The organism is Tolumonas osonensis (genome assembly GCF_014202415.1).
Classification (GTDB): domain Bacteria; phylum Pseudomonadota; class Gammaproteobacteria; order Enterobacterales; family Aeromonadaceae; genus Tolumonas; species Tolumonas osonensis.
In genome coordinates this window covers 130,351-148,334 of the sequence record NZ_JACHGR010000008.1, presented here as the reverse complement: position 1 = coordinate 148,334, position 17,984 = coordinate 130,351, and the positions used below count along the sequence as shown (strand labels likewise).

The following is a 17,984-nucleotide window of genomic DNA, read 5'->3' as shown; positions in this document are numbered from 1 at the left end:
AATGAAAAAATTGAATGAATTTTTAGCGTTATTACCCAAAGAAATAATTAAACCCGATTATGACCGCAATAACCTAAAGACAAAAATTGTCCATATTGGTTTCGGTGCCTTTCATCGTGCCCATCAGGCGGTATATGCAGACCAGCTGGCAGCACAATATAACAGCGATTGGGGATATTGTGAGATCAACCTGATTGGCGGGGAAAAACAAATCAGTGATCTGCATGCACAGGACAATCTGTATTGCGTGGCTGAAATGTCGCCTACCGGCTGGAATACCCGGGTTGTCGGTGTCGTGAAAAAAGCCCTGCATGCGTATATGGATGGGATGAATGCCGTGGTTGCTGAATTGTGCAAAGAGGATGTCGCCATTGTATCCCTGACCATTACCGAGAAAGGCTATTGTCATAATCCGGCTACCGGCCATTTGAATTTGCAGCATCCGTTAATCGTGCGTGATCTGAATAATCCAGACGCACCGCAATCAGCCGTCGGGGTAATTGTTCTCGCGCTGAAACAGCGTAAAGACAAAGGGATGCGCGGAATCAGCGTAATGTCCTGCGATAACATGCCGGAAAATGGCCATGTCATGCGTCATGTGGTACTTGAATATGCAGGACAGGTCGATGCTGAACTGGCTGGCTGGATCAAGCAGCACGTGTCTTTCCCTTCCACGATGGTGGATCGGATTGTGCCAGCAATGACCGCGGAATCATTCGGTAAAATCGATCAGCTGCTGGGCTTTCATGATCCGGTCTCGATTGCTTGTGAACCGTTCCGCCAATGGGTGATTGAAGATGATTTTGTGGCTGGCCGTCCGGAATGGGAAAAGGTCGGGGCACAGCTGGTTAAGAATGTACTGCCTTATGAAGAGATGAAACTGCGCATGCTGAATGGCAGCCATTCGTTTCTGGCCTATCTGGGCTATTTAGCCGGTTATCCGCACATCTGTGACTGTATGCAGGATAAATCGTTTGCCTCCGCCGCGCGTCTGCTGATGCTGGAAGAGCAGGCGCCTACGCTATCGGTGACCGATGTTGATCTGAGCGCCTATGCCGATTCGCTGGTACACCGCTATGAAAATCCGGAACTGAAACACCGGACATGGCAGATCGCGATGGATGGCAGTCAGAAGCTGCCACAGCGGATGCTGGACTCTATCCGCTGGCATATCAATCACGGGCACAGCTACGATTTTCTCACGCTGGGTGTGGCTGGGTGGATGCGTTATGTCAAAGGCGTCGATGAGAAAGGAGAAGCGATCGAGATCAGCGATCCAATCCGTGACGAAATCGCCCAGGTGGTCGCTGCCAGCGCGGAAGGCGAGGCCCGGGTTCAGGCCCTGCTGTCGATAACCTCGATTTTCGGTGAAGACCTGAGAGCTAACTCGCAGTTTGTCAGCCAGCTCACGGCTGCCTATCTGACGCTTCTGGAAAAAGGCGCGAAAGCCGCAGTGAATGATTTAGTCACCCGCTACGCGTAACCCTGTTAACAGGAAGGGACACCACCTTCCTGTTAATTTTTCTATTTTACTCATGCTAGTATGGTAGGAATGCTTTTCTACCGTATATCCCTATGAATGATAAATTAATTCTGAACAATGCCATTCCGGTGAATCAGCAGATTTACCGGGTGTTAAGAGCCAGTATCGTGGAATGCAGTATCCCGCCGGGGACGCTGCTGTCGGAAAAGGAAATTTCCTCGCAATTCAATGTTTCCCGGCAACCGGTTCGGGAGGCATTCATCAAGCTGGCCGAAAACGGGCTGGTCAGAATTCTGCCGCAACGGGGCACCTTCGTGTGTAAGATTTCGGAGAAACGTGTCGCCGATGGACGCTTCATTCGTGAAGCCATTGAAAGCAGCATTATCCGTAAAGCGGCGGAGCAGGTGACCGATGCTCAGCTGCTGATGCTGGAACACAATCTGAAACGGCAGGCACTGGCGGCCGAGAACAATCAGAGTGCGGAGTTTTTAATGCTGGATGATGAGTTTCATCACCAGCTGACGGTGATTGCCGGCTGTGAACTGGCGTGGGAAACCATCGAAAATATTAAAGCGGTGATGGACCGGGTCCGCTATCTGACGCTCAGCGAAGTGTCGCCGCCTAAAGAGCTGATTGTGCAACATTACCGGATCCTGGAGGCGCTGCAGCAACGAGATCCTGACGCTGCTGAAAATGCGATACAGCAACATCTGGAAGAGATGATTTATTCTGTGAAACCGATAGCTGAAAGCCACCAGGAGTGGTTTGAGGACGTATAATAAAAAACTCCTCAGCAGTGGGAACCTCAGCATGCACACTAAATCCTGTCCGGCGCTGCTGGTCAGTGCGCCATCCAGTCACAGCGGTAAAACTACCGTTACCGCCGCGTTAGCGCGTTACTGGACGCAACAGGGCAAAAAAGTCCGGGTGTTTAAAACCGGGCCGGATTTTCTCGATCCCATGTTGCTGGAACAAGCATCCGGTGCGCCGGTACATCAGCTGGATCTGTGGATGATGGGCGAGGATAACTGCCGGCGTCGTCTGGCGGAGGCGGCGCAGGAAGCCGATCTCATCCTGATTGAAGGGGTGATGGGGCTGTATGACGGCCATACCAGCTCAGCAGATATTGCCCGCCTGTTTGCTATTCCGCTGTTGCTGGTGGTCGATGGTTCCGCGATGGCGCAGACCTTCGGCGCGCTGGTGTATGGGCTGGCCAGCTATCAGCCGGGGCTGAACGTCTTCGGGGTGGTTGCTAACCGCGTCAACAGTGCCGGCCATGCCCGTTATCTGCAGCAAAGTCTACCGGAAGGCATCCATTTCTGCGGTTATATGCCGTCAAATGACTCGATCACGCTGCCGGAACGGCATCTCGGACTGGTGCAGGCAGCGGAGTTGCCCGATCTGGACCAGCGCCTCGATCTGGCGGCGGAACAGCTGGCGAGCCATGGTGCATTACTGCTACCTCCCGCCAGTGAATTCAGCTACCCGATCAGCAATAAGACGTGGAATGACGGATTAAACGGCGTCACCATTGCCGTGGCCCGGGATGCGGCCTTCAGTTTCATTTACCGCGATAATCTGCAGTTATTGCAGCAGATGGGCGCACAATTGCGTTTTTTTTCCCCCATTTCCGATCAGACTATGCCGGAAGCCGATGCGCTGTATCTGCCGGGTGGCTATCCGGAGCTGTATCTGGATGAACTGGCGGATAACCAGAGCATGCTGCATGCCATCCGTAGCCATGTGCAGGCGGATAAGCCGACCGTAGCCGAGTGTGGCGGCATGCTCTATCTGCTGAACGGCCTGACCAACAAAGAGGGCCACCGGCGCGATCTGCTGGGGGTATTACCCGGCGAGGCGTTGATGGAGCCCCGTCTTTCCGGACTGGGCGTACTTTCTGCGTCGTTCCCGTTTGGTGAGGTGCGGGGCCATACCTTTCATTTCTCCAGCTGCCAGATCCGCGCTGAAACCACACTGGAAGCGCAGCATCCGGTACATGGCCAGCCAGAGCCGGTTTATCAGCAGGGCCGTCTGCTGGCCTCCTATGTGCACTGGTATTTAGGTGATCAGCCGGAAGCGTGCCTGGCGTGGTTTAAGCCGTAGTAACTGTCAGGCATTCATCCCACAAAATGCGCCCACAGTGCGGAGAGCGGCATTACCAGGATGAGTGCCGGCAGCATGTTGACGATCGGGAAGATTTTGATGCCGCAGATGCGCAGGCCGGTGGCCAGCATCACGATACCGCCACAGGCTGAGAAGTCGGCCTGCATGGTGGGGGTGAGCAGCGGCAGCAACAGCACTGCAGCGAAGAACAGCGTGCTTTGAATGACAATTTGCGGGATGGCAATCAGTATCACTGCCAGCCCCAGCTCGGTGGCAAAAATAGTGGCGGTGAACAGGTCGAGGATCGATTTGGTGATAAGCACGGTGGCATCGCCGCTGATCCCTTCCTGCATGGAACCAAAAATCCCCATGCCACTGATGCAGAACAGCACCAGAATGGTGACGAATTTCAGAATGAATCCTTGCGGCAGGGGTTTGGCGCCCGCGCTTTGCGTACGGCTTGTGATGCGTTCCTGTATCCAGTTAATGCCGGTTTCCAGTCGTTTTTCCAGATAGAGCAATTCACCAAGGAACGCGCCGGCGAGCAGCGCCATCGCAACCGGCGGAATCGTCTGCACCTTGTTCAGCATGATCGTACCGATCCCGATCGACATGAGGCCACAGCTGAGTGGCAGGGCTTCTCTGACCCGTTTCGGGATGACTTTGCCCAGCAGCGTGCCTAAAGCGCCGCCTAATAATAATGCGCCGCTGTTGATCCAAGGACCCAGCATAAATCCTCCAAGAGTCTGGTTACTGAATGCATTCGTTATCGCGGAATGGCAGAGATGTCGGAATGTGCAGACATACTGTGATGTGGTTCACAGGAATGATATGCCTGAAGCGGAGTTCTTTCCAGAACCAAAAGAGTCTGTTTATGGCGAATTTCAGCGCAGTGCCGGTCCGTGAACAGTCAAAGCAAACAGCGTATCTGCCGTCACTGGGCGGCCAAACAGATAGCCCTGATAAGCGTCACAACCGAGCTCTGCAAGACGCTGACGCTGTGCTTCGGTTTCCACGCCCTCGGCGATTACATTCAGCCCCAAACTCCGGGCCAGCGTAATGATCGTGCTGGCAATAGCGGCATTCTTCTGGTCGATCAGCAAATCGCGGACAAAGGACTTATCGATTTTCAGCTGTTCCAGCGGCAGTTGTTTCAGATAGGCCAGCGAGGAGTAACCGGTGCCGAAATCATCCAGGGAAAAGCCGACCCCGCAGGTTTTAAGTGCGGTCATTTTGTGAATGATTTCGTCCCTGTCTTCCAGCAGCAGGCTTTCAGTCAGTTCCAGTTTTAGCCGTTCTGGCCGGATGCCGGTGGTGTGAATGGCGGCTAATACCCGATCGACAAAATCCGGCTGGTGGATCTGGCGGACACTGATATTCACGGCCAGCGAGAGGTGGGCCATGGCAGGCTGCCCGGCCCAACGCTGTAACTGGCGGCAGGCTTCGTTAAGTACCCAGTCACCGATCACCAGAATCAGGGTACTCTCTTCTGCCAACGGAATAAAATCTGCCGGTGGTACCATGCCCCGGGTCGGATGCTGCCATCGCAGCAGAGCTTCGGCGCCGGTGATTTGTCCGTGCACATCCACCTGCGGCTGATAAAACAACCGCAGTTGCTGCTGACGCAGCCCTTCCCGCAGATCCTTTTCCAGCTCCGCCCGGGACGAGATGAGGAACTGCATTTTGTTGTCAAAGAAACGCAGGGTATTGCGGCCGGCGGACTTGGCCTGATACATGGCAATATCGGCACGTTTCATCAGTTCATCGCTGCTGGTTTGATGCGCGCCGAACAGGGTAATGCCGATACTGGCGCTGCTGTTATGTTCATAACCGGCGATTTGATAGGACGCAGCCAGAGTCGCCAGAATGGTTTCTCCGATCATCTGGCTCTGGGTGGCGGCGATTTCTTCCTGATGACTTAACTGTTCCAGCATAACAACAAATTCATCCCCGCCGAGCCGTGCCACGGTATCGCATTCCCGCACACAGCCGGTAAGACGTGCGGCGACCTGTTTCAGCAGCTGATCGCCCATGTCGTGACCCTGGGTGTCATTCAGAGTCTTGAAATTATCAAGGTCAATAAACAGCAGGGCACTGTAATGTCCGCTGCGCTTGCTGCCGGCCATTGCCTGATGCAGCCGGTCCTGCAGTAAACGCCGGTTCGGCAGTCCGGTCAGCGGATCGTAAAAGGCCAGCCAGGTGATCTCTTCTTCTTTGACCTTGCGATCGGTAATGTCCCGCGCCAGAAAAACCACCACCTGTTTACCGTTGATACGGTGACCCAGCGGCTGCGCCCGTCCTTCGACCAGTCTGCTGCCAATCCCGTCGTCACGTTCATATTCGATGGTTTGTGTTTGTTTCAGGCGGAGACTGTCACGGACGGTCGCAAGTATCAGGTCGGCGGTTTCCTGCGGGAGTTCTGCGTGTAGTCTACTGCCGATCAGTGCCTGCGCCCGCGGATAAAACGGATTGTTGGTGGCGGGCAGCGTGTCAATATAATGCCCGTCTTCATCAATGATGACCATCAGATCCGGGATAGCCTGCACGATGGCTCGCAGACTGGATTCACTGTCATGCAAGGCCTGCTCGGTTCTGTTCCGGTTCATGATGCCCTGCAGCATCAGCCCCAGCAGCATGGTGGCCAGGGCAAACGAGAGCGTATACGGCAGCGCAATCTGCTGCATGAAGGAATTGAGCAGCGGGAACGGGAACAGCGAAAACATCAGCAGGATCACGGTGTGCAGCAGAAAGCCAAACAGCAAAAGCTGGAGGGGGCCCTTTTTCACCCAACTTCGCTGATGAGCGACCCGGAATACCAGCCCCAGCACCACCGAAATCACAATGGTGAGGATACCGAGCGCATAGGTGGCACCACCCAGCCACAGACGATAAATCCCGGCAATCACGCCGGCAACCGTAGCGACCAGCGCCCCGCCGAACAGGCCGGCCATACTGAGAATGGCAGAACGCGCGTCGAAGATAACGCCGGGCTCCAGCTGTACCGGTGTCATCATGCCTACGACACAAATACAGCCGAACAGGCATCCGGCCAGGAGTGGCTGTAGCGGTTGGTAGTTCCGGCTCAGGCGAAGATTGAATCCCTGCAGCAGGCACAATGATAATAACAGCGCGACGTTTTTGATGAATTCCAGCAGCATGGGATTATTCCGGGTCCTGATACACCATACACTGCTAGAATGACGTAATCTGCGCCGAAGGTAAAACCCCCGGTGCACAAAACCCCGCGTCGGGCTATGACTGCTGCGCCGGAACGGTGAGATCAGGCGACTTTTTTCGCGGATGGCTCGGCGATCTGCATTAGGGTCTGTTCAAGAACACGACGGACGTGTGGCAGACACTGGCCACAGGTATTACCCACCTGCAGTTCTCGGTTCAGTCCGCGCACGGTATCAATGCCGTTCGCCACCGCCTCTTTAATTTGCCGGTCATTCACCGCATGACAATGACAAATGATCATCGCAATCTCCTGTTAGCCTCTTATTTGATAATACTTCTCATTACGAGCTCAATCAAGAGAGTTGCCGGTTTTTTGCGCAAAAAAAGATGTGCTGCAGATGCTAATTAAGTTGCGAAATCCGCTGCAGGGATTAGGCTAAATTATATAGCTTGTCACCACATGAGGATCCGCCATGCAAGGAGATAAAGCAGTCATCGCCATGCTGAACAAAGTGCTGACCTGGGAACTGACTTCCATCAACCAGTATTTTCTGCATGCCCGCCTGTACCGTCATCTGGGGTTTAATGCCTTAAACGAGCATGACTACAAGAAATCGATCAAAGACATGAAACAGGCGGATGCGCTGATTGAGCGGATCCTGTTTCTGGATGGCTTACCTAATCTGCAGAATCTGGAATATCTGCGTATCGGGGAATACGCCGAAGAGATGCTGCAATGCGATCTGTCGCTGCAACAGGATCAGCTGGTGCTATTGCGTGAAGCGATAGCCGTCGCCGAGCAGGCGGCCGATTTTGTCAGCCGGGATCTGCTGGAAGAAATCCTCGAGTATGAGGAGGATTTTCTCGACTGGCTGGAAACACAGCAAAACCTGATCGCCACCACCGGTATTCAGAATTATCTGCAAAGTCAGATGTAAGGGGGAGTTATGCAAGGAAAACCCGTTGTCATTGCGGAGCTGAATAAGCTGCTGGCCGGCGAGCTGACTGCGGTCGATCAGTATTTCATTCATTCCCGCATGTATCAGGACTGGGGTTATAACAAGCTGTTTGAACGCAATAACCATGAGTCGGATGAAGAGAAGCAGCATGCCGCCTGGATCATCGAGCGTATTCTGTTTCTGGAAGGTGTACCCGAGATGACGGTGCGTGAACCGCTGCATATCGGGAAAAGTGTGTTGGAAATGCTGCAGAATGATCTGGCGCTGGAATACAGCGTGGTAAAAAACCTGAAAGCGGCGATCAAGCTGTGCGAGGATGAACAGGACTACCAGACCCGGGAAATGCTGGAAAAACAGCTGGAAGACACCGAGATAGATCATGCTTACTGGCTGGAAAAACAGCTGCGCCTGATCGATCAGATTGGTTTGCAGAACTATCTGCAGTCACAGATGTAATTTTTTCTGCTGTTGCCGGATCACGTGCTGCGGAAATAACGGCCTGATGACAGGCCGTTTCCGGATCTATTTGAACAGGTTTTCTATCAAATCCAGGCGGGTTTGCCACGGATCGGTAACGGCCGCTGTCTGCGGTGCGCCGTTGGCAGAAAACAGCAGGATCTGATCGCTTTTGGCATCGTAAACCGGCCAGTTGGGTAAGCCTGCCGCGTTCGGATTGCCGGTTTTGGCAAAGTTCACCCAGTATTGCTGCACCTGGGCCGACATCGCTTTATCGCTTTCCGTCAGCGCATCGGCGTAACGGGCTTGTACCGTGTTGAACACATACGGAATTTCGGTGGCATGTTGCGCCCCTTGCCATTCCGATTTCATCGAATCGGCGACATAAGCGAAGCGGTAGGCATAAACCGGTTGTCCCTGCGCGGTGGCCATTCTGGCGGCAAAGCGGGCCGGTTCGACCATCATCTGGTCACTGGCCAGCATCTGCGCGACCTCCTGCGCACTATATTTTCCGTCCGGATTATAGGCCTGTACGGCTTGCTGATATTGCGGCTTGCCTAATGGCGCCAGCGCTTCCTGCATGTTTTTCACCTGCGGCGGGAAGCCGATATCCATATCGGTTGCGCCGACCAGCAGCGGCACGCTCATGCCTTCACCGGCACGGTAGATATCCTGCGGTTCGGCGGTCACCAGCTTGCCATCAAGGAACGGGCCGGAATAGGTCGGATCATTCATGGTCATCATGTTCAGACCGTCGGTGACGGTTTCTGCCGGCAATGCACGCAGGGCGGCCAGTGCTTTTTCATCGGTGCCGCTGATCTGGTTTTTCGCCGCGAAAGCCAGCCCGACATCTTCCGCCGACGGTAACCCGCTGGCGCTCGGGCTTTGCAGGTAACGGCCACCGCCAATGCTGGTTCTGCCGCCGCCGGACTGGATGATGGCCTTGTGGAACAGGCCTTTGGCCAGCGGCGAGGTCAGCATGGTGTGTACCGAGAACCCGCCGGCCGATTCACCGAACAGCGTGACATTCTCCGCATCACCGCCAAAAGCGCCGATGTTGCGTTGTACCCATTGCAGCGCGGCGATCTGATCCATAAAGCCGTAATTGCCCAGTACTCCATCCGGATTTTCTTTGGTCAGCGCCGGATGGGCGAAGAAGCCAAAGCGGCCGACGCGGTAATTGAAACTGACCAGGATCACATCCTGCCGGGCAAACTGGCTGCCGTCATAAACCGACGGAGATGAGCCACCATTGACGAAACCACCGCCATAAATCCACACCATCACCGGTAATTTTCCGCTGACGTTGTGTGCGGGTTTCCAGACGTTCAGCACCAGGCAATCTTCGGCCGGCTGCGTACCTAAAGGTGCGGCATCACTGGGGAAAGGCTCCTGCATACAGTCATGACCATACTGATCGGCCTGACGAACCCCTTTCCAGGCAGGGGCCGGTTGTGGCGCTTGCCAGCGCAGCTGACCGACCGGTGGTGCGGCATACGGGATCCCTTTAAACGCGAGCACACCATCGTCGGCAACGCCCTGTAGCGTTCCGCTCTCAATGGTGACCACCGGTGATGCCTGCGCGGTCGCAGATGCATAGGGAAACAATGCGCTGGCAGTACAAATCGCCATCATACAAGCCCTCTTACCTTGAATTAACCTCATGCCGAACTCTCCCGTTGATTAAATAATGCGCTTCAAGTACCCGTTTGTATACCAAACAGAAACCGGTTACATTTTTACCGGGTAATCATCGCTTCGGGGGAATTATCTTTGCGAGTGTCATCACAAAACTGATCACTTCTGGTAGTTGTGCAACCGGTTGCATTTTATTGTGTCAGCACAGACGGAGGCGTGCCCCGTCGTCATAACGAATAAAAAACACACAGGTCGAGAAATTCCGAGGTTTCCACATGAGTTATTCTGGTTTGGCAAAAACAATTCTGCAGCTGGTGGGCAGCGCAGAGAATGTGCAGGCGCTGGTGCATTGTGCAACCCGTCTGCGCTTTACCTTACACGACAACAGCAAGGCGAACAAAACCGAGCTGCAGAACCTGAACGGTATCTTAAGCGTGGTCGAAAGCGGCGGTCAGTTTCAGGTGATCGTGGGCAGCCATGTCTCCCATGTTTACAGAGAGTTGATGACCCTGCTGAGCGGTGGTGCTGTCACTGCGGCCAGCGCCACCCGTACTGAAAGCAAAGCAAAAGGATCGTTGGGCGCCCGCATTTTTGAAGTGGTATCCGGCAGCTTTTCGCCGCTGATCGGCGCCATGGCTGGCTCCGGCATGATCAAGGCGCTGCTGGCGGTGCTGGTGATGCTGCAATGGATTGATCCGGCCAGCAGTACCTATCTGATTCTGTCGGCCGCCGCGAACTCCGTATTCCACTTCCTGCCGGTGCTGCTGGGTATCTCCGCCGCCATCAAGATGGGCGCGAACGGTTATGTCGGTGGTGCCATCGGCGCGGCCCTGATGGAGCCTAACTTTACCGGCCTGATCGGTTCGCAGAGCGCGACCTTCTTCGGCATTCCGGTGGTGGCGATCAACTATGCTTCTACTGTGTTCCCGGTGTTTATCGCCGTGGCCATTCTGGCCATTCTGGAAAAATTCCTGAAGCGGGTCTGCCCGCACAACATCCAGATGTTCATGGTGCCGATGCTGTGTCTGCTGGCGATTGTGCCGCTGACCGTGCTGGCGTTCGGTCCGTTCGGCGTCTACCTGGGTAACCTGATCGCCGATGGTATCAACTGGCTGAGCGCGCACAGCGGCATTCTGACCGGTGCGGTGATTGGCGGTTCGATGATGTTTCTGGTGGTGCTGGGTCTGCACTGGGGCATCGTACCAATCATCATTGCCAACCTGGGTGCCGGCGGTGATCCGATTGCCGCGATGTGGGCTCCGGCGACCTTTGCCCAGATGGGCGTCGCGCTGGCGATTTTCCTGCGGGCGAAAGATGCCAATGTGAAGGCGCTGGCTGGTCCGGCTACTGTCACCGGTCTGCTGGCAGGTGTGACTGAACCGATTATCTACGGCCTGATCATGCGCTTCCGCCGCACGATTCCGGTGGTGGTGATTGCCGGTGCCGTGGGTGGCGCTCTGAACGGTGCGTTCCAGGCGAAACTGACCGCGTTTGCTTTCCATAGCGTGCTGTCGATCCCTGTTTTCACCCCGGTACTGCAATATGCTATCGGAATTGGAACCGGTTTCGGTCTGGCATTCTTGCTGACCATGATGTTCGGTTTTGATAAGAAACCAGTTAAGACCGAACACAAGAAAAGACCAATGGCGACAACGACATCACTGGCAACAAACTGATTTTATTAAGGCTTCATCCGACAGGGTGAAGCCCAATCCATTTCGAGGTACGGAGAAACAACATGCTGCATAAGACACTGAAAGATTTTCCGAAGAACTTTTTCTGGGGTGCGTCGACTTCTGCGTATCAGGTAGAAGGCGCCTGGGATAAAGACGGTAAAGGTCCGTCAGTCATTGATATAGCGCCGGTCGTGCCGGGCACCACCGATTTCAAAGTGACCAGTGATCACTATCATCACTACAAAGAAGACGTGAAACTGTTCGCCGAGCTGGGACTGAAAGCCTACCGCTTCTCGATTGCTTGGACCCGTATCTTCCCGCACGGCACCGGCGAAATTAACCCGCTGGGCGTGGCGTTCTACAACAATCTGATCAATGAGCTGAAAGCGCATAACATTGAACCGATTGTGACTATTTATCATTTCGACCTGCCGTATGCACTGCAGCAGAAAGGCGGCTGGTCCAACCGTGCCACCGTCGATGCGTTTGCGTTCTATTGCGAAACCCTGTTCGAGCTGTATGGCGATCGCGTCAAATACTGGCTGACCATCAACGAGCAGAACATGATGATTCTGCACGGTGATGCTATCGGTACCAAGAGTGTTTCCGGTGAAAACCCGGTCAAAGATCTGTATCAGCAGAACCATCACATGCTGCTGGCTCAGGCCAAAGCGATGAAAGCGTGCCACGAAATTCTGCCGCACGCGAAGATTGGTCCGGCACCGAACATTTCGGCGATCTACCCGGCTTCTTCCAAACCGGAAGATGTGCTGGCGGCCAGCAACTGCTCGTCCATCCGTAACTGGCTGTACCTGGATATGGCGGTGTATGGCCGTTACAACAACATTGCCTGGAGTTTCCTGGAAGAGCGTAATGCTACTCCGGATATCGAAGAAGGGGATATGGAAATCATGGCCAGCGCCAAGCCGGATTTCATCGCCTTCAACTACTACTCCACCCAGACCGTGGCCGCCAGTGCCGGTGATGCCAGCGATGTCGGCTCGACCGGTGACCAGCAGATCGTGGTTGGTGAAATCGGCGTGTATAAAGGCGCGTCTAACCCGAATCTGGGCAAAAACGACTTCGGCTGGGAAATTGACCCGGTGGGCTTCCGCAACACGCTGCGTGAAATCTACGAGCGCTATGCGCTGCCACTGATCGTGACCGAAAATGGTCTGGGCGCGTTTGACAAGGTCGAAGCGGACGGTTCAATCAACGATGATTACCGCATCAACTACCTGCAGGCGCATATCGATCAAATCCAGCTGGCGATCACCGACGGCGTTGAGGTGTTCGGTTTCTGCCCATGGTCTGCGATCGATCTGGTTTCCACGCACCAGGGTTGCAGCAAACGTTACGGCTTCATCCACGTCAACCGTGACGAGTTTGACCTGAAAGACATGAAACGTTCCAAGAAGAAGAGCTTCTTCTGGTATAACGCGCTGATTGCGAAAAACGGCGCGAAATAACAGCGATCTGCGTTGAAAAGGCTCCGATTGTGGAGCCTTTTTCTTATATTGGTCAAACCATCCCCGATTCGTTTTCCCTCTTTTTGTGATCCATGATCACAAAAATTCCTGCCCGTTATTTTCCTCTTACATTTTGCGAAACACCTCACAGAAACCGGTTTCAGTATATGGGATTATGCAACCGGTTGCAGGATCGCTTGGGGGCACCTGCCACTTTACACGCACACACAGGATGCATTGGGGAAACCCTGGAGTTAGTGATTATGAAAAAGATTTTTTTATGCTGCGCAGCTGGTATGTCAACCAGCATGGTCGTCAACAAAATGAAACAGGCGGCGGCACAGAAGGGTATCGAGACTGAAATCGTGGCAGTGGCCATGGAAGAATTCGATGCCACCCTGCCGAAATATGATTGCTGCCTGTTAGGCCCGCAGATCAAATACAAATTTGAAGAATTCAAGAAAAAGGCGGAAGCGGCAGGCAAACCGATTGCCGTTATCAACAGCATGGATTACGGCATGATGCGCGGCGACAAGATCCTCGCCGATGCACTGGCCATGATGCAATAACAGACACTAGTCAGGGAAATTCTTATGTCTAACGCATTTTTTGATTTTATCGAGAATAAAATCAGCCCAATCGCGGCGCGAGCGGGTACGCAACGTCACATCATGGCCGTTCGTGACGGCTTCATCGGTGCGATGCCATTCATGATCGTAGGTTCATTCCTGCTGGTGTTTGCGTTTCCACCGTTTTCACCGGATACCTCCTTTGCTTTCGGGCAATGGTGGCTGGGCATGTCCAAACAATACTTCAACGAGATCATGACCCCGTTCAACATGTCGATGGGGATCATGGCCTGTTATATCAGTGCCGGTATTGCCTTTAACCTGGCGCAAAGCTACAAACTGGACGCTTTCCCTTGCGCCATGTTGTCGCTGATGACCTTCCTGCTGATTGCCGCTCCGATGAAAGATGGCGCGCTGTCGGCCGGTTTCCTCGGTGGCACCGGTATTTTCACCACCATCATCGTCGGTATCTATGTCACCGAGCTGATGCGCTTCCTGAAAGTACGCAACATCGGTATCAAACTGCCTGAGCAGGTACCGGAAAAAATCCGTCAGTCTTTCAACCTGCTGATCCCGGCACTGATTGTGATCCTGACCATCTACCCGCTGAACCTGTTCCTGCAGCATCAGTTCGGTATGCTGTTGCCTGAAGCGATCATGGCCATCTTCAAACCGCTGATTTCTGCTGCAGACTCCCTGCCAGCGATCCTGTTTGCAGTGTTCCTGTGCCATATTCTGTGGTTCGCCGGTATCCACGGCGCGGCGATTGTCGGCGGTATTTTGCAGCCATTCTGGCTGGTGAACCTGGGTCTGAACCAGGACGCACTGGCGGCTGGTCAGCCTCTGCCACACATCTTTATTGAGTCCTTCTGGCAGTACTTCATCACTATCGGTGGTTCAGGTGCGACTTTTGCACTGGTGCTGATGTATACCCGCAGTAAATCGGCTCACCTGCGTTCTATCGGCAAACTGGGCGTAGTACCAGCCTGCTTCAACATCAACGAGCCGGTGATTTTCGGTAGCCCGATCGTGATGAACCCGGTGCTGTTCTTCCCATTCATTGTCGCTCCGATGGTTAACGCGATCATCGCCTATACCGCTGCCAGTGCGGATCTGATCGGTAAGGTGATCTCGCTGGTACCGTGGACTGCGCCTGCGCCAATCGGTGCGGCATGGAGTGCCGGCTGGCAGGTCAATAACGGCTTACTGGTTCTGGGTCTGCTGGTGATTGATTTCCTGATCTACCTGCCGTTCTTCAAAGTGTATGAAAAACAACTGCTGGCTCAGGAAGCTGAGATGGAAGCAGAAATGAATGCGCAAACTGCCTGATTAATTAACCTGAATTTGATACCGGAGATGTAAAGATGGATATGGAATCAACTGTAATGGAGCTGATCATCAACGCTGGTGAAGCCCGTAGTTATGCGATGCAGGCACTGCGTGCGGCCAAAAAAGGTGACTGGGCCCAGGTGGAAGAGCAACTGGCGGAATCCTCAGCAGCGTCCAAGCGTGCCCATGATGTGCAGACCATGCTGATTGGTATGGACGAAGGTTGCGGCAAGATCCCGGTCAATCTGGTGATGGTGCATGCACAGGACCACATCATGACCTCCATGCTGGCGCGCGAAATGATCGAAGAGCTGATCGCGATTTACCGTCAGCGTGAAGAAGCGGTTGCGGCGGCGGAAGCGGCGTAAGTAACCCGAGTATCCGGAGCGTGTGCCACATTCAGGGGTGAACGACAGGCACACGCGCCGGGACTTACAAAAAACTTATAAAAACAACACGACTAGGGATTTCTGATAATGACTGCTAAGTTTCCAAAAAATTTCCTCTGGGGTGGCGCGATTGCCGCCAACCAGGTTGAAGGCGCCTATAACGCCGATGGTAAAGGGTTATCCGTGGCTGATGTCATGCCGCGTGGCATTCTGAATTCTGAGCCGGTGTTAAACGGCGAGCTGGGTGATTTCCCTTACCACACCGCGATCGATTTCTATCACACCTATAAAGACGACAACGCCCTGTTTGCCGAGATGGGCTTTAACTGCCTGCGTCTTTCTATCGGCTGGTCACGTATTTTCCCGAACGGCGATGATGCCGAACCGAATGAAGCCGGTCTGCAATACTATGATGACGTGTTCGACGATCTGCTGAGCAAAGGCATGCAGCCGGTTGTCACGCTGAACCACTACGATCTGCCGTTAGGGCTGGTGACCAAATATGGTGGCTGGCGCAGCCGTGAGCTGATTACTGCCTATGAGCGTTACTGCAAAACCGTGTTCACCCGTTACCAGAGCAAAGTCAAAATCTGGATGACGTTCAATGAAATCAACTGTGTACTGCATGCGCCGTTTACTGCTGCAGGTCTGGTGTTCAAAGAAGGCGAAAACAAACTGCAGTTACAATTCCAGGCTGCGCATCATCAGCTGGTTGCCAGTGCACTGGCCGTCAAAGCCTGTCATGAAATTATTCCTGACGCCAAAATTGGCTGCATGATTGCCGCCTGGCCAACTTACCCGGATACCTGTAACCCGGACGATACGCTGAAAGCGATGGCGAAAGATCGTCAGATGTTGTTCTTTGGCGACGTGCAGGCGCGTGGTTATTATCCGTCTTATGCCAAACGTCTGTTCCGTGAGAACGGGTTTGAAATCGAGATGGCCACCGGTGATGAAGCGATCCTGAAACAGTATGCCGTGGATTATGTGGCGTTCAGTTATTACATGAGCCAGGTGGAAAGTGCCGATCCGGATCGTCGGGAAAAAACCGGCGGTAACCTGATGGGCGGCCTGATGAACCCGTATCTGAAAGCATCGGAATGGGGCTGGCAGATTGACCCGAAAGGCATGCGTATCATCCTGAACCAGTTGTACGACCGTTATCAGAAACCGCTGTTTATCGTGGAAAACGGGCTGGGCGCGATCGACAGCGTGAACGCCGACGATTCCATTAGCGATGACTATCGTATCGATTATCTGCGTGATCACCTGCAACAGGTTGCAGAGGGGATAGCAGATGGTGTAGAACTAATGGGATACACCACCTGGGGGCCGATCGATCTGGTTAGTGCGTCCACCGGTGAAATGAAAAAACGTTATGGTTTCATATACGTAGACAAAGACAATGAAGGTCAGGGTACCGGTCGTCGTCTGCGGAAGAAAAGTTTCTATTGGTACAAAGACGTCATTGCGACCAATGGTGAAGAACTCTGAGAGAGTCAGGCATTGGAAAGGTGAGCTCCTGAATATCTTACCTGTGCGTCCATGAGCCTGTTTCTGCCGGATTGAACCACCCCGTGTTCAATCCGGCATTTTTATTTGTGTCATAAAAAAACCTGCAACTTGTACTTCTTCACATCTGTAATAGATAATGGATGTTCGTAGTTTTCTTACACAGTTGTTCAGAGAGGAGTTTTTCAGTTTATGGCTACGATGCTGGATGTTTCACGTAGAGCTGGCGTTTCCAAATCGACAGTTTCTCGTGTGCTGAACGGAACAGCCAAAATCTCTGAAGCGACCCGCGAAGCGGTGTTTAAGGCTATCGAAGAGCTCAATTACCGGCCGAACGTATTAGCGCAATCCCTTTCCAAGCAGGAAACGAACACTATTGGTCTGGTCATTCCCCGCGGCTCGAATACTTCTCAGTATCTGGCGTTGCTGATCGAGATTTGTCAGGAACTGGCAGATAAAGCCGGCAAATTCCTGATGATTACCCAGGTTAGCGATCAACCTGATGGTGGTATCAAGGCGATCCGTTCGCTGGTCGATCGCCGTTGCGATGCGGTGTTGTATTACAACAACTCCTTCTTTGATCATTACAATATCCGTGGTGATGAACTCAGCAATTTGATTGATGAACTGCCGGTACCACTGGTAGTCATGAACTGCTATCTGCCGCGTCATCCGCAGAACTGTGTCTGGTTTGATCACTCACAGGGCGCGCGGTTACCCGTGGAATATCTGTTGGCGCAGGGGCATAAACGGATCGCTTATATCGCTGGCCCACTGAATCAGCGTACAGCCCAACTGCGTTTGCAGGGGTATCAGGATGCGTTAGCCAATGCCGGTATTGCGTTTGATCCCTTGCTGGTTGTGGAAGGTGACCGTTATTACCACGGCGGTTATAGTGCCTGTAATCAGCTGCTCCAGCGCAGGACCGAGTTTACTGCGCTCTGCTGTTTTAATGATCTGACCGCGATTGGCGCACTGAAGGCATTACAGGAACATGGCATCGCTGTACCGGAGCAAGTGTCGTTGTTTGGCTTTGATAACGAAGCGGTGCTGGATTACCTTTCCCCCTCGTTATCCTCGGTGCAGTTACCGGCACATGCGTTTGTGACACATGCGATGACGCTGCTGCTGGATAAACTGACCAGCACTGAAACACCTGCTCCGGATGAAAGCGCATTTGTTGGTGAACTAGTCATCCGCGGTTCGGTTGCCGCCCGCTAACAC

The 17,984-nt window shown here is 53.5% G+C and carries 16 protein-coding genes; 12 read left to right on the top strand and 4 right to left on the bottom strand.

The window, feature by feature from the left end; all coding sequences use genetic code 11:
- Window position 1: 1 nt before the first annotated feature.
- The 3 genes from HNR75_RS12265 (at window position 2) to HNR75_RS12255 (ending at window position 3,586) form a co-directional block, all read left to right on the top strand.
- Window positions 2-1,483: a mannitol dehydrogenase family protein gene (locus tag HNR75_RS12265; RefSeq protein ID WP_188027275.1), complete on the top strand. Its 1,482-nt coding sequence runs from the start codon at window positions 2-4 to the stop codon at window positions 1,481-1,483.
- A 92-nt stretch (window positions 1,484-1,575) separates the two neighbouring features.
- A complete protein-coding gene (locus HNR75_RS12260; protein WP_188027274.1) occupies window positions 1,576-2,262 on the top strand; it encodes a GntR family transcriptional regulator in 687 nt (228 codons plus the stop codon).
- 31 nt (window positions 2,263-2,293) lie between these two features.
- Complete coding sequence (locus tag HNR75_RS12255) at window positions 2,294-3,586, top strand: cobyrinic acid a,c-diamide synthase CobB (RefSeq protein WP_188027273.1); 1,293 nt, start codon at window positions 2,294-2,296, stop codon at window positions 3,584-3,586.
- Window positions 3,587-3,600: 14 nt separating this feature from the next.
- On the opposite strand, the gene HNR75_RS12250 is transcribed toward HNR75_RS12255, so the two are convergent.
- From HNR75_RS12250 to HNR75_RS12240, 3 genes are all read right to left on the bottom strand, one after another.
- On the bottom strand, window positions 3,601-4,317 hold the full coding sequence (locus tag HNR75_RS12250; protein ID WP_188027272.1) for a DUF554 domain-containing protein: 717 nt from the start codon (window positions 4,315-4,317) through the stop codon (window positions 3,601-3,603).
- 153 nt (window positions 4,318-4,470) lie between these two features.
- On the bottom strand, window positions 4,471-6,744 hold the full coding sequence (locus tag HNR75_RS12245) for a putative bifunctional diguanylate cyclase/phosphodiesterase (protein ID WP_188027271.1): 2,274 nt from the start codon (window positions 6,742-6,744) through the stop codon (window positions 4,471-4,473).
- Window positions 6,745-6,866: 122 nt separating this feature from the next.
- The gene (locus HNR75_RS12240; RefSeq protein ID WP_188027270.1) at window positions 6,867-7,064 is read right to left on the bottom strand and encodes a (2Fe-2S)-binding protein; all 198 of its coding nucleotides are present in this window, start codon (window positions 7,062-7,064) and stop codon (window positions 6,867-6,869) included.
- 172 nt (window positions 7,065-7,236) lie between these two features.
- Here HNR75_RS12240 and bfr (HNR75_RS12235) point away from each other — a divergent pair, with 172 nt between their 5' ends.
- Both bfr (HNR75_RS12235) and bfr (HNR75_RS12230) read left to right on the top strand, forming a co-directional pair.
- The gene (bfr, locus tag HNR75_RS12235) at window positions 7,237-7,701 is read left to right on the top strand and encodes a bacterioferritin (protein ID WP_188027269.1); all 465 of its coding nucleotides are present in this window, start codon (window positions 7,237-7,239) and stop codon (window positions 7,699-7,701) included.
- A 9-nt stretch (window positions 7,702-7,710) separates the two neighbouring features.
- Window positions 7,711-8,178, top strand: a complete 468-nt coding sequence (gene bfr, locus HNR75_RS12230) for a bacterioferritin (protein ID WP_188027268.1) — start codon at window positions 7,711-7,713, stop codon at window positions 8,176-8,178.
- A 66-nt stretch (window positions 8,179-8,244) separates the two neighbouring features.
- On the opposite strand, the gene HNR75_RS12225 is transcribed toward bfr (HNR75_RS12230), so the two are convergent.
- Window positions 8,245-9,843 carry a carboxylesterase/lipase family protein gene (locus HNR75_RS12225; RefSeq protein ID WP_188027267.1) on the bottom strand — a complete coding sequence of 533 codons (1,599 nt, stop codon included), beginning with the start codon at window positions 9,841-9,843 and terminating at the stop codon, window positions 8,245-8,247.
- Window positions 9,844-10,091: 248 nt separating this feature from the next.
- Here HNR75_RS12225 and HNR75_RS12220 point away from each other — a divergent pair, with 248 nt between their 5' ends.
- The 7 genes from HNR75_RS12220 to HNR75_RS12190 all read left to right on the top strand — a co-directional run bounded on the left by HNR75_RS12220 (window position 10,092) and on the right by HNR75_RS12190 (window position 17,981).
- Window positions 10,092-11,492: a PTS transporter subunit EIIC gene (locus HNR75_RS12220; RefSeq protein ID WP_188027266.1), complete on the top strand. Its 1,401-nt coding sequence runs from the start codon at window positions 10,092-10,094 to the stop codon at window positions 11,490-11,492.
- A gap of 62 nt (window positions 11,493-11,554) precedes the next feature.
- Window positions 11,555-12,961, top strand: a complete 1,407-nt coding sequence (locus tag HNR75_RS12215) for a glycoside hydrolase family 1 protein (RefSeq protein WP_188027265.1) — start codon at window positions 11,555-11,557, stop codon at window positions 12,959-12,961.
- Between the two features lie 263 nt (window positions 12,962-13,224).
- Window positions 13,225-13,530, top strand: a complete 306-nt coding sequence (locus HNR75_RS12210; RefSeq protein WP_188027264.1) for a PTS sugar transporter subunit IIB — start codon at window positions 13,225-13,227, stop codon at window positions 13,528-13,530.
- 24 nt (window positions 13,531-13,554) lie between these two features.
- Window positions 13,555-14,859 (top strand): PTS sugar transporter subunit IIC, encoded by a 1,305-nt coding sequence (locus HNR75_RS12205; protein WP_188027263.1) that lies wholly within the window; start codon window positions 13,555-13,557, stop codon window positions 14,857-14,859.
- 35 nt (window positions 14,860-14,894) lie between these two features.
- Complete coding sequence (locus HNR75_RS12200) at window positions 14,895-15,227, top strand: PTS lactose/cellobiose transporter subunit IIA (RefSeq protein ID WP_188027262.1); 333 nt, start codon at window positions 14,895-14,897, stop codon at window positions 15,225-15,227.
- Window positions 15,228-15,335: 108 nt separating this feature from the next.
- Entirely contained in the window at window positions 15,336-16,742 is a 1,407-nt protein-coding gene (locus HNR75_RS12195) for a 6-phospho-beta-glucosidase (protein WP_188027261.1), read from the top strand.
- Between the two features lie 210 nt (window positions 16,743-16,952).
- Window positions 16,953-17,981 carry a LacI family DNA-binding transcriptional regulator gene (locus tag HNR75_RS12190; protein WP_188027260.1) on the top strand — a complete coding sequence of 343 codons (1,029 nt, stop codon included), beginning with the start codon at window positions 16,953-16,955 and terminating at the stop codon, window positions 17,979-17,981.
- The last annotated feature ends 3 nt before the right edge of the window (window positions 17,982-17,984 follow it).